Source organism: Leisingera daeponensis (assembly GCF_019801465.1).
Classification (GTDB): domain Bacteria; phylum Pseudomonadota; class Alphaproteobacteria; order Rhodobacterales; family Rhodobacteraceae; genus Leisingera; species Leisingera daeponensis_A.
On sequence record NZ_JAHVJA010000015.1, the window covers coordinates 22055 to 34818 of the forward strand.

At 66.5% G+C, this 12764-nt stretch carries 9 protein-coding genes; 7 read left to right on the forward strand and 2 right to left on the reverse strand.

Going from position 1 to position 12764, the window contains the following annotated elements; genetic code table 11:
- Positions 1–85: 85 nt before the first annotated feature.
- The 6 genes from KUV26_RS20940 to KUV26_RS20965 all read left to right on the forward strand — a co-directional run bounded on the left by KUV26_RS20940 (position 86) and on the right by KUV26_RS20965 (position 9700).
- On the forward strand, positions 86–1453 hold the full coding sequence (locus KUV26_RS20940) for a CmpA/NrtA family ABC transporter substrate-binding protein (RefSeq protein WP_222509855.1): 1368 nt from the start codon (positions 86–88) through the stop codon (positions 1451–1453).
- A gap of 79 nt (positions 1454–1532) precedes the next feature.
- Entirely contained in the window at positions 1533–2606 is a 1074-nt protein-coding gene (locus KUV26_RS20945) for an ABC transporter permease (protein WP_222509856.1), read from the forward strand.
- 6 nt (positions 2607–2612) lie between these two features.
- Positions 2613–4295 carry an ABC transporter ATP-binding protein gene (locus KUV26_RS20950; protein ID WP_222509857.1) on the forward strand — a complete coding sequence of 561 codons (1683 nt, stop codon included), beginning with the start codon at positions 2613–2615 and terminating at the stop codon, positions 4293–4295.
- Positions 4296–4299: 4 nt separating this feature from the next.
- On the forward strand, positions 4300–6741 hold the full coding sequence (nirB, locus tag KUV26_RS20955) for a nitrite reductase large subunit NirB (RefSeq protein WP_222509858.1): 2442 nt from the start codon (positions 4300–4302) through the stop codon (positions 6739–6741).
- Positions 6738–7070, forward strand: a complete 333-nt coding sequence (gene nirD / locus KUV26_RS20960) for a nitrite reductase small subunit NirD (RefSeq protein WP_222509859.1) — start codon at positions 6738–6740, stop codon at positions 7068–7070. Before nirB ends, nirD begins: the two co-directional genes overlap by 4 nt.
- Positions 7070–9700, forward strand: a complete 2631-nt coding sequence (locus KUV26_RS20965; protein ID WP_222509860.1) for a nitrate reductase — start codon at positions 7070–7072, stop codon at positions 9698–9700. Before nirD ends, KUV26_RS20965 begins: the two co-directional genes overlap by 1 nt.
- Before the next feature lie 69 nt (positions 9701–9769).
- On the opposite strand, the gene KUV26_RS20970 is transcribed toward KUV26_RS20965, so the two are convergent.
- Positions 9770–10534, reverse strand: a complete 765-nt coding sequence (locus KUV26_RS20970; RefSeq protein ID WP_222509861.1) for a class II aldolase/adducin family protein — start codon at positions 10532–10534, stop codon at positions 9770–9772.
- Positions 10531–11721, reverse strand: a complete 1191-nt coding sequence (locus KUV26_RS20975; protein WP_222509862.1) for a TauD/TfdA family dioxygenase — start codon at positions 11719–11721, stop codon at positions 10531–10533. The genes KUV26_RS20970 and KUV26_RS20975 overlap by 4 nt, the downstream gene beginning before the upstream one ends.
- Before the next feature lie 97 nt (positions 11722–11818).
- Between KUV26_RS20975 and KUV26_RS20980 the strand changes: the two genes are divergently transcribed.
- The gene (locus KUV26_RS20980) at positions 11819–12733 is read left to right on the forward strand and encodes a GlxA family transcriptional regulator (protein ID WP_222509863.1); all 915 of its coding nucleotides are present in this window, start codon (positions 11819–11821) and stop codon (positions 12731–12733) included.
- Positions 12734–12764 lie beyond the last annotated feature (31 nt).

The following is a 12764-nucleotide window of genomic DNA, read 5'->3' on the forward strand; positions in this document are numbered from 1 at the left end:
CCACTCCTCCCGGCGGTGCGCGTCAGCGGCTTTTTTTCTGTCCGGGCTTCTGCCCCGGACGCAGCAAACAAAGGAAACCGACCCGATGAAGACCCTGATCCTTGCCCTCGCAGGCTCCACCGCGCTGACCGCCCCGGCCCTGGCTGACATGCTGGAGCTGGAAAAGGACGTGCTGACCTTCGGTTTCATCAAGCTGACGGACATGGCGCCGCTGGCGGTGGCCTATGAGCAGGGCTTTTTCGACGACGAGGGGCTGTTCGTGACGCTGGAGGCGCAGGCCAACTGGAAAGTGCTGCTGGACGGCGTCATCGACGGCACCCTGGACGGCGCCCATATGCTGGCGGGCCAACCGCTGGCCGCCACCATCGGCTATGGTACCGAGGCACATATCATCACGCCGTTTTCCATGGATCTGAACGGCAACGGCATCACCCTGTCCAATGAGGTCTGGGAGATGATGAAGCCGAACCTGCCGAGGGACGCGGATGGCAGGATCGCGCACCCGATCTCTGCCTCCTACCTCAAGCCGGTGATCGAGGACTTCAACGCCAAGGGCAAGCCCTTCAACATGGGCATGGTGTTCCCGGTCTCCACCCATAATTATGAACTGCGCTACTGGCTGGCCGCGGGCGGCATCAACCCCGGCTATTACTCCCCCGAGAACGTGACCGGCCAGATCGCCGCCGAGGCCTTCCTGTCGGTGACCCCGCCGCCGCAGATGCCCGCGACGCTGGAGGCGGGCACCATCTCCGGCTACTGCGTGGGCGAGCCGTGGAACCAGCAGGCGGTGTTCAAGGGCATCGGCGTGCCAGTGATCACCGATTACGAAATCTGGAAGAACAACCCGGAAAAGGTGTTCGGCATCACTGCCGGGTTCGCCGAGGAAAACCCCAACACCACCCGTGCCGTGGTCAAGGCGCTGATCCGCGCCGCCATGTGGCTGGATGAAAACGGCAACGCCAACCGCGCCGAGGCGGTCGAGATCCTGTCGCGTCCCGATTACGTCGGCGCCGATCCGGAGGTGATCGCCAACTCGATGACCGGGACGTTTGAATACGAGCCGGGCGACAAGCGCGACGTGCCGGACTTCAACGTGTTCTTCCGCTACAACGCCACCTATCCCTTCTATTCGGACGCGGTCTGGTACCTGACCCAGATGCGCCGCTGGGGGCAGATCGATGAGGCCAAGCCCGATAGCTGGTATGACGAGGTCGCGCGTTCGGTTTACAAGCCCGAAATCTACCTGGAAGCGGCAAAGATGCTGGTCGATGAAGGACTTGCCGATGCCGCCGACTTCCCCTGGGATAGCGATGGCTACAAAGCGCCGACCCCGGCCGAAGACATCATCGACGGCATCCCCTTCGATGGCAAAACCCCCAACGCCTATATCGACAGCCTGCCGATCGGCCTGAAAGCCGGCCAGACCGTCGTCGGCAGCGCCGTACAGGGCTGACCCCTGGCAGGCGCGCGGCGCGGCCAGCCAAGGCCGCTGCCGCCGCCCGGCTGCAGCATTCCCCGAAAAGGACCCAGTTATGACCACCGCCGACCCCGACACGCTCAGCTCTGACGCCCGCCGCGCGCGGCTGTTTACCCGGATCAACAAGCTGGATGCCTGGTTCCAGGTCTTTGGCCTGGCCTGGATCACCCCGGTTCTGAAGGCCGCCGCCGGCGACAACCCCCGTGCCCAGATAAAGGAAATCTGGCGCCTGCTGGCGGTGCCGCTAATTGCCATCGCCGCGTTTCTGCTGCTGTGGGGCAGCCTGGCGCCGAAGGTGCAGACCTCGCTCGGTGCCATTCCCGGCCCCGCCGCGGTCTGGGCCGAGGCCGTCAACCTGCATCAGGACGCCCAGGCCAAGGCCGTCAAGGAGCGCGCCCACTACGAGAAGGTCGAGGCCCGCAATCAGCGCTTCATCGACCGCGGCCAGCCCGAGCGGGTGAAAGACATCCCCTATACCGGCGCGCCGTCCTACTATCAGCAGATCTGGACCTCGATCCAGACGGTGTTCTTCGGCTTCCTGATCGCATCGGCAGTGGCCATTCCGCTGGGCATTCTGGCGGGGCTGTCGCCGGTGGCCAATTCCGCCATCAACCCGCTGGTGCAGATCTTCAAGCCGGTGTCGCCGCTGGCCTGGCTGCCGATCGTCACCATGATCGTCTCGGCGCTTTATGCCAGCAATGACGGGCTGTTCGCCAAATCCTTCCTGGTTTCCGCCATCACCGTGACGCTGTGTTCGCTGTGGCCGACGCTGATCAACACCGCGCTGGGGGTGGCCTCCATCGACAAGGATCTGGTCAACGTCTCCAAGGTTCTGAAAATGAACACCTATACCAAGATCACCAAGCTGGTGCTGCCCTCGGCGCTGCCGCTGATCTTCACCGGCTTGCGGCTGTCGCTGGGCGTAGGCTGGATGGTGCTGATCGCCGCCGAGATGCTGGCGCAGAACCCCGGCTTGGGCAAATTCGTCTGGGATGAATTCCAGAACGGCTCCTCGCAGTCGCTGGCCAAGATCATCGTTGCGGTGCTGACCATCGGCATCATCGGCTTCCTGCTGGACCGGGTGATGTTCGCGCTGCAGTCGCTGTTTACCTTCACGAACAACCGGTGATCCGCCATGAGCGTTCTTGAGTTCAAAAACGTCTCCAAGAGCTTTGGCGAGGGCACCGCCCGCACCGATGTTCTGAAAAACATCAACCTGCAGGTTCAGGAGGGCGAGTTTCTGGTGCTCCTGGGCTTTTCCGGCACCGGCAAGACCACGCTGATCAACCTGATGGCCGGGCTGGACCAGCCCTCCAGCGGCTCGGTCACCTACCGTGGCGAGGCGATCACCGGCCCCGGTCCGGAGCGCGGCGTGATCTTTCAGCGCTATTCGCTGATGCCCTGGCTGACGGTGAACGGCAATGTCTCGCTGGCGGTGGACACGATCTTCCCCGGCATGGCCCGTGCCGAAAAACAGGCCAAGGTGGATCACTATGTCGGCATGGTCGGTCTCAGCCACGCTGCGCACCGGCGCCCGGCGGAGCTGTCGGGCGGCATGCGCCAGCGGGTCAACGTGGCGCGCGCACTGGCGATGGACCCGGAGGTGCTGCTGCTGGATGAGCCGCTGTCGGCGCTGGATGCGCTGACCCGCGCAAACCTCGCCGATGAGATCGAGGCGATCTGGCAGGCCGACAGGAAGACCTGCGTGCTGATCACCAATGACGTGGACGAGGCGATCCTGCTGGCCGACCGCATCATCGCGCTGAATCCGGACGGCACCCTGGGCGAGGCGTTCCAGGTCTCCATCCCCCGCCCGCGCGACCGCTCTGCCATGAACACAAATGACAGCTTCAAACGTCTGCGCGCCGAGGTGACCTCCTGCCTGATGGACGCAGGCATCGCCGCCCGCGTCGAAGGCTCCCGCAGCCTGCCGGACGTGACCCCGATCCACGGGCTGCCCGCGGCGGTGGCCGAGGCGTCGAAAACCATGACCGAGGAGCGCTTCCTCGACTTCTCGCAGCTGCACAAGATCTACCCGACCCCGAAGGGGCCGCTGACGGTGGTTGAGGATTTCAACCTCAAGATAAACAAGGGCGAGTTCATCTCGCTGATCGGCCATTCGGGCTGCGGCAAATCCACCGTGCTGACGATGGCGGCGGGGCTGAATGCGATTTCCGAAGGGGCGATCAAGCTGGACCGCCGCCATGTGGAGGGCGCCGACCCGGAACGCGCGGTGGTGTTTCAGTCGCCCAACCTGTTCCCCTGGCTGACCGCGCGGGAGAACTGCGCCATCGGCGTCGACAAGGTCTACCCCAAGGCGTCGCAGGCGGAGCGGCAGGACGTGGTGGAATACTACCTCGAGCGCGTCGGCCTGGCGGATGCGATGGACAAGCCCGCAAACGCCATGTCGAACGGCATGCAGCAGCGGGTCGGCATCGCCCGCGCCTTTGCGCTGTCGCCCAAGCTTTTGCTGCTCGATGAACCCTTCGGCATGCTCGACAGCCTGACACGCTGGGAGCTGCAGGAGGTGCTGATGGAGGTCTGGAGCCGCACCAAGGTGACCGCGATCTGCGTCACGCATGACGTGGACGAGGCGATCCTGCTGGCCGACCGGGTGGTGATGATGACCAACGGACCCCAAGCCACCATCGGCAGGATCACCGACGTGGACCTGCCGCGCCCGCGCACCCGCAAGGCGCTGCTGGAGCACCCGGATTACTACACCTACCGGCAGGAGGTGCTCGATTTCCTGGAGGAATACGAGCACGGGGCCAAGCCGGCCCCCAAACCGGCCGCAGACAAGATTGCAGCGGAGTGAGACCATGACCCAGAAACTCGTCATTATCGGGGCCGGCATGGCCTCTGGCCGGGTGATCGAGCATCTGCTCGACGCGGACCCTAGCGCCTATGACATCACCCTGTTCAACGCCGAGCCGCGCGGCAACTACAACCGCATCATGCTGAGCCCGGTGCTGTCGGGCGAGAAGACCTATGAGGAGATCGTCACCCATTCCGACGCGTGGTACGCTGAGCACGGCGTTACCTGCCGGTTCGGCGAGCATGTGGTGAAGATCGATCCCGAGATGAAAGTGGTCGAGGGCGAGAACGGCCATGTGCCGTATGACAAGCTGGTGATCGCCACCGGATCCGCGCCCTTTATCATCCCGGTGCCGGGGCATGATCTGCCGGGAGTGATCTCCTACCGCGACCTGGATGACACCAACGCGATGATCGAGGCCGCTGCCAAGGGAGGCAAGGCAGTGGTGATCGGCGGCGGCCTGCTGGGGCTGGAAGCGGCCGCGGGGCTGAAAGAGCGCGGCATGGATGTGACCGTGCTGCACCTGATGGGCCACCTGATGGAGCGCCAGCTGGATGAGGCCGCGGGGTACCTGCTGCGCAAGGATCTGGAGGTGCGCGGCATAACCGTGAAGACCCAGGCCGCCACCAAGGCGATCCTGGGCGAGGACCGCGCCCGGGCGGTACTGCTGGAAAGCGGCGAAACGCTGGGGGCCGATCTGGTGGTGATGGCGGTGGGTATCCGCCCGGAAACCCGGCTGGCCACTGACGCGCATCTGGATGTGGCGCGCGGCATCGAGGTGAACGCGCAGATGCAGACCTCGGCCCCGGATATCTATGCGGTGGGCGAATGCGTGGAGTTCGATGGCCATCTGTTCGGTCTGGTGGCGCCGCTCTATGATCAGGCGAAGGTGCTGGCGGACAGCCTGCTGGGCCAGCCGAATGCCTTCGTCGTCAAGGAACTGGCGACAAAGCTGAAGGTCACCGGCTGCGACCTGTTCAGCGCGGGCGACTTTGCCGAGAGCGAGACCCGCGAGGATATCGTGTTCCGCGACCCGGCCCGCGGCATCTACAAGCGGCTGGTGATCGAGGACGACCGGCTGATCGGTGCCGTCATGTATGGCGACACCGCCGATGGCAGCTGGTTCTTCGGCCTGATCAAGGACGGCACGGATATCGAGGACATGCGCGAGACGCTGATCTTCGGCCCGGCCTTCCAGGGGGGCGCCTCCGCGGACCCTCTGTCAGCCGTTGCAGCCTTGCCGCCTGAGGCGGAGATCTGCGGCTGCAACGGCGTCTGCAAGAGTCAGATCACCAGCGCCATCGAAAGCGGCGCCACCGACCTCGGCGCCATCCGCGCCACAACCAAGGCCAGCGCCTCCTGCGGCACCTGCACCGGGCTGGTGGAGCAGCTGCTGCAAGTGACGCTGGGCGACGACTTCCAGATGCCGCAGGCGCAGCCGGTCTGCGGCTGCACCGATCTCAGCCACGAAGACGTCCGCCGCCTGATCAAATCTCAGGAGCTGAAGAGCCAGGCCGCGGTCTGGCAGGAGCTTGGCTGGACCACCCCGAACGGCTGCCATGTCTGCCGCCCGGCGGTGAACTACTACCTGCTGGCGGACTGGCCGCTGGAGTACCGCGACGACCCGCAAAGCCGTTTCGTGAACGAGCGCAAGCACGCCAACATCCAGAAGGACGGCACGTTTTCCGTTGTGCCGCGGATGTGGGGCGGCATCACCACCCCGGATGAGCTGCGCGCCATTGCCGATGCCGCGGACAAATACGACGTGCCGACGGTCAAAGTGACCGGCGGCCAGCGCATTGACCTGCTGGGCGTCAGGGGCGAGGACCTGCCTGCGATGTGGGCAGATTTGAACCGGGCCGGGCTGGTGTCGGGCCATGCCTATTCCAAGGGGCTGCGCACGGTGAAGACCTGCGTCGGCACCGATCACTGCCGTTTCGGCACCCAGGACTCGACCGGGCTGGGCATCAAGCTGGAAAAGCACCTGTGGGGGTCCTGGACGCCGCACAAGCTGAAGCTCGCGGTCTCCGGCTGCCCGCGCAACTGCGCCGAGGCGACCTGCAAGGACATCGGCGTGGTCTGTGTCGACAGCGGCTACGAGATCCACGTCGGCGGTGCTGCGGGCATGGAGATCAAGGGCACTGAGCTGCTGTGCAAGGTGGCAACCGAGGAGGAGGCGATCGAGGTGATTTCGGCGATGACCCAGATCTACCGCGAGAATGCCCGGTATCTGGACCGGATCTACAAGTGGCTGGCCAGGGTCGGGCTCGACTGGGTCAAGGAACAGATCGTGGACGACACGGAGAACCGCAGGGCGCTGGCGGAGCGGTTCGAGCTGTCGCAGTCCGTCTACCGCAAGGACCCCTGGGCGGAGCACGCGCAGGACAGCGCCACCCGGGCGCAATACGCGCCGCTTGCCAATCTCACACTGGAGGCCGCGGAATGAGCTGGATCGACATCGGACACATCGAAGACATCCCGCTGCATGGCGCGCGGGTGGTGAAAACCCCCGTGGGCTGCGTTGCGCTGTTCCGCACCGGCGCGGCGGAGGTGTTTGCCGCCGACGACCGCTGCCCGCACAAGGGCGGCCCGCTGTCCGAGGGGATCGTGCACGGCCAGAGTGTCACCTGCCCGCTGCACAACTGGGTGTTCGATTTGAACACCGGCCAGGCGCAGGGGGCGGACGAGGGCCGGATCGGCACCTACCCGGTGCGCGTCGAAAGCGGCCGCCTGCTGATTGACGGCGATGCCATCGGCAAGCGGAGCGCCGCGTGATGGCGGTTGCAGCTTGCCAGGAGGTCCGCTCCGCCTGTCCCTATTGCGGCACCGGCTGCGGCGTGCTGCTGCGCCCGGACGGCGCCGGCGGGCTGGCAGTGCGCGGCGACCCGGAGCATCCGGCCAACCGGGGGCGGCTCTGCTCCAAGGGGCTGGCGCTGGGAGAGACCCTGGGGCTGGAGGGCCGCCTGCTGGCGCCGCAGGTGAACGGGCAGGAGACCGATTGGGACAGCGCGCTGGATCTGGTGGCCGCCAGGTTCCGGCAGGCGGTGGAGCAGCACGGGCCGGACAGTGTCGGCTTCTACCTGTCGGGCCAAATGCTGACCGAGGACTATTACGTCGCCAACAAGCTGATGAAGGGCTTCCTCGGCTCGGCCAATATCGACACCAACTCGCGCCTGTGCATGGCCTCCACCGTGGCGGGGCACAAGCGCGCCTTTGGCACCGACACGGTGCCCGGCACCTATGAGGATCTGGAAGAGGCCGATTTGATCGTTCTGGCGGGCTCCAACCTGGCCTGGTGCCACCCGGTTCTGTACCAGCGCATTCTGGCGGCGCGCGAGGCACGCGGCACCCGGCTGGTGGTGATCGACCCGCGCCGCACTGCCAGCTGCGATCAGGCGGACATGCATCTGAAGCTGCGGGCAGGCAGCGATGCGGCGCTGTTCAACCGGCTGCTGGCGGCGCTTTATGAGGGCGGGGCGCTGGATGCGGAGTACCTGCAGCATGTGGAGGGGCTGGGCGCGGCGCTGGAAGCCGCCTTTGCCGCCGATGCCGCGGTGACCGGGCTGGAGGAGGCTGAAATCGCAGCGTTCTGCGATCTGTGGATGCGCACCGAAAAGGTGGTGACGATCTTCAGCCAGGGGGTGAACCAGTCCACCTCCGGCGCCGACAAGGTGAACGCCATCCTGAATTGCCATCTGGCCGCCGGCCGCATCGGCAAGCTCGGCTGCGGGCCGTTTTCGGTGACCGGCCAGCCCAACGCCATGGGCGGGCGCGAGGTCGGGGGGCTGGCCAATATGCTGGCCTGCCACATGGATCTGGAAAACAGCAGCCATCGGGCTGCGGTGCAGGAGTTCTGGGGCGCCCCGGCGATGCCGGAGCGGGCGGGGCTGAAGGCGGTCGACCTGTTCCGCGCGGCAGGGGAGGGGCGGCTGAAGGCGCTGTGGATCATCCATACCAACCCCGCCGTCACCATGCCGGAGGCCGATGCCGTCTCCGCCGCGATCAAGGCTTGCGATTTTACCGTGGTCAGCGACGTCACCGCCGCCACCGACACCGCCCGGCTGGCGGATGTGCTGCTGCCCGCTGCTGCCTGGGCGGAAAAGGACGGCACCGTCACCAACTCGGACCGCACCATCAGCCGCCAGCGCGCCGTCCTGCCGCCGCCCGGCCAGGCCCGCGCCGATTGGGACATCCTGGCCGATGCGGGCCGGCGCATGGGCTGGGGCGCGGCGTTTGACTATCAGTCTCCTGCGCAGATCTTCCGCGAACATGCGGCCTTGTCCGGTCTGGCCGGCAGCTTCGGGCTGGATTTCGACATTTCCGGGCTCAGCAGTCTGTCCGACTCTGATTACGAAGGGCTCGCCCCGGTGCGCTGGCCGGTGAGCCGCAAACGCCAGGGCGGGCGCTTCTTTGCGGACGGGCGGTTCTTTCACCCGGACGGCAAGGCCCGCATGCTGCCGGTCCGCTGGCGCCCGCCGGCTGCTGCGCAGGACCGCCGCTATCCGTTCCGCCTGAACACCGGCCGCATCCGGGACCAGTGGCACACGATGACCCGCACCGGCAAAGCGCCGCGCCTGTCGGGGCACCTGGCGGAACCCTTTGCCGACATTCACCCGGAGGACGCCCGGCGGCTGGGGGTGCAGCCCGCGGACCTGCTGCGCCTCAGCAGCCCGCACGGGCAGGCGATCCTGCGCGCCCGGATCACTGCAGACGTGCAGCCCGGCGACCTGTTCGTGCCGATCCACTGGACCGGGGAAACCGCCCCTTCGGCGCGCATTGACACCCTCGTCGCCGCCGCCACCGACCCCGTTTCGGGGCAGCCCGAAAGCAAGGGGGCCGTTGTTGCGGCGGAACGCTGGCAGGCTGCCTGGTACGGGTTTGCCGTCTCCTGCCGCCCGATGGCGCCGCGGACGGAGTACTGGGCGGTGGCACGGACCGGCGCCGGGTACCGGGCGGAACTGGCCGGGCTGGCCCCGCTGGCGGACCTTGAGGCGATTGCGCGGGACCTGTTTGCTCTGCCGGAGGCCGAAGCGCAGGTGATGACGGACCGCCGCAAGGGCATTGCCCGGCTGGCGCTGCATCAGGATGGCAAAGTCATGGCGGCGCTGTTCACCGCGCCGGAGCCGGTGGCGGTGCGCCGGGATTATCTGGCAGGAGTGCCGGGCAGCAGCGCGGCGGAGGTTCTGACCGGCATTCCGGCGGCGGGGCGGCCCGATCCCGGCCCGGTGGTCTGCGCCTGTTTCAGCGTCGGGGCCAACACCATTCTGCACGCTATCGAAAGCGGCGGGCTGATGAGCGTTGCCGATGTTGGCGCGGCCTTGCAGGCGGGCACGAACTGCGGCTCCTGCCGGCCTGACATCGCGGAACTGCTGTCGCGGCGCCCGTTCCGGCAGGCTGCGGAGTAGGACGGCCCGCCCGGAGTCTTCCCCGGCGCCCCGGCGCCCCGGCTGGCCGGGTCCGGGCGGCAGGCGCGGCTACAGTGCATAGTCCGGGCTGTTCCTGTCGAGCATGCGGATCAGCCCGGCCCATTCGGTCTTGCCGTCGTAATTGTAATGCGCGGATTTTGCCATTTGGTCCTGGTAGTGCGCGACCTTCTGCGGCTCGATGAGGTGCAGATCCCGTCCCATCGACAGGGTCTTGATCTGGGTGGAGCAGGTCTGGCGCAGGAAATAGGCCCGGAAGAACGCTTCGGCCGCGGTGGTGCCAAGCGCGTAATAGCCGTGATTGCGGCTGATCAGGATCTGGTGCCGGCCGAGGGTCTGCACGAAATGCTCACCGAAGGCGTCGTCCTCGTCGAACTCGTATTCGATGTACCCGGTCAGGTTGCCCAGGTAGACCGCGGGCTGGTTCAGGGGCAGCAGGCCATCCTCGATGGAGCCGACCGCCATGACCTCTTCCTCGTGGCCGTGCACAAAGAACATGGTTTCGGGGCGGGAGCCGAAGATCCACTGGCACAGGTTCTGCACCCCGTCGTTCAGCCATGGCCCGTCGGGGTCCACGGGCAGGCCATCCGGGCCGATCTTGATCATCGCCGATGCGGTGGCCTCCTCCCAGAACATGCCGTAGGGGTGGACGAGGTAGTGGTCCGGCTGGTCCGGCACGCGGGCTGCTGCGGCGCCATTGGCAAGGTCGGACATGCCGTATTGGGCCAGAATGCGGAAGACGGCGGCAAGCTCCACACGGGCCTGCCATTCGGCCTTGCTGCAGGAGGCGGGGGGGGCATTGGCTGCAATGTTCATGATGTCTTTCCCTTGGAGAGCGAGCGTTCAAGCGACCGGATGGCAGAATGCAGATCGTCCCGGTCCGAGTAGAGGCCTTCGATGAAGCGCGTGCCGCCGCGGGCGTCATAGCCGTTGCGCCCGTGCAGCGCGCGGCGGTTGTCGAAGGCCAGGAGATCGCCGGGCTTGTAGGCGAATTTCATCTGGCACTTCGCATCCTGCGCCCGCGCGGTGAAGGCGCGGTAGCTGCGATAGGCCCGGTCCTGCTCCGCCAGCGGGGCGACCAGCGGCGCGCGCAGCCAGGTGTTGTAGCGGATGCCGGTGATCCGGCCGGTCCTGCTGCGTTCGATCACCGGGCCGGTGGCCTTGTAGCTGCTGGTCTTCGAGCGGTTGTTGTAGGTCCAGCGGATATCGCAGAGCGCCTCGAAATGCCGGGGTTCTTCTGCGGCCAGGTCGGCGGCGATGCGGTAGGCGTCGGCATAGATGCCCTCGCCGCCGCTGGTGGTGTTGCCGCGGCAGAACAGGAACTGGAGCCCGTGCGGGCACTCCCGCGTCGGCATGTCGATATGCTGCATCAGGGCCGCGGAGGTGAAGGCGTTGCTGTCCGGATCGTCCTTGATCTCCAGCGTGTACATGCGCCCGAAATTCGACTCGCGCACCGGACCGACCCGTTCGGCGATGCGTATCAGCAGACCGTCCTCACTGGGGAGGTTTTCGAGCCGGGCCACACCGTAATCCCTGAGTGCCGTCAGCCAGGCCAGGAAGAGCGCAGGGTCGCGCAGGGCTTCCGGTCCGTCAAAGGTCGGCGGTTCGGGCTGCTCCGCGGCGGTCCAGAGCACCTCCGCAGCGGACTCCGGTTCGCCGCCGAACCAGCCGTTGCCGCGCAGCCAGCCCGGATGGAAGCGGCTGGCGGCCCGGCCGTGGGACCACTGCACCGCGATTGTGCCATCCGGCTCGATGTCTGCGGAGACAGCGGCCAGGTCTTCTGGAAGGTCGAGCGGAGAGAGCGTGGTTTCCCGCGACAGCGGGTGCAGCGTATCCGGCGAGGGATCATTCTCTGCGAGGAAAAACGGGTGATAGCGGCTGACCTGACCGTCAGCCCATTCCACCGCAAGGGCGCCGTCTTCCGGCCGAGCCGCCACGGGCGGGACCGTCACCGGCCAGCCGTCGAAGTCGGGTGTGATTGGGTACCGTTCCGTGTCCTTCATGTGCGAACCTCCCTTGTATGGATTGAGCATAGGGTCCGCAAAGCGCATCCGCTTGATACCAGATGACGTAAACCTTGCGGCAAAGTACAGTTCCGCCATGGTCCAACTTGCACTCCACCTGGCGGACGGCTTTCCGATCCTGTCTCTCACACTGATCACGGAGCCCTTGCGGGTCGCCAACCGGGAACTGGGGCGGCAGAGGTTTGAATGGCGGGCCGTTTCGGACCGGGGCGGCATCTGCCAGTCGTCGAGCGGCATCCCGCTGGACACCGCCGCCCTAAACGGGGAGGTCCCGGATGCCGCCATCCTGCTGTCCTCATACAAGCCGGAGCGGTCGTCGACGGCCGAAGCCCTGTTCTGGCTGCGCCGCCTGGACCGGAAGGGGTGCCTGCTGGGCTGTGTCGATACGGGGGCGCTGGTCTTCGCCCGGGCCGGGCTGCTTGGGGTCAGGCCCGCGGCCGCGCATCCCGAAGCCATTGCCGGCTTTCACCGGCAGTTCCCCGACAGTCTGTTCGTGGACCGGATGTTCGACTTTTCGCCGCCGAGGTTCTCAAGCGCGGGCGGGGTCGCGACGCTGGACATGACGCTGGCCCTGATTGCGCATTTCTCCAGCCGGCGCCTGGCGCAGCGGGTGGCGCAAATTCTCACCTATGATCCGCCGGTGGCGGGCTGGGTGCCGCAGGCGATCCCGCAGAGCGTCCCGCAGGAAGTGCGCGATGCGGTGGCCATCATGCAGTCGAACCTGTCGCGGGGGATGCGGATTTCGCAAATGGCGGGCGCGCTGGGGGTTCCGGTGTGGAAATTCAACCGGCTGTTCAACAGGTATCTTCACTGCTCGCCGACGACCTATTTCATGCAGCTCCGGCTGGCCAAGGCCCGCGACATGCTGCGCAACACGATATTGGCCGTCGGGGATATCGCGGCGGAGTGCGGCTATGACAACATGGAGGCTTTCAGCCGTGCCTACCGGTTGCAGTACGGCCGGCCGCCGAGCCAGGACCGGGAGCTGTGACGGCCTGCGGCGTGCGGGCAGCCGCAAGCGG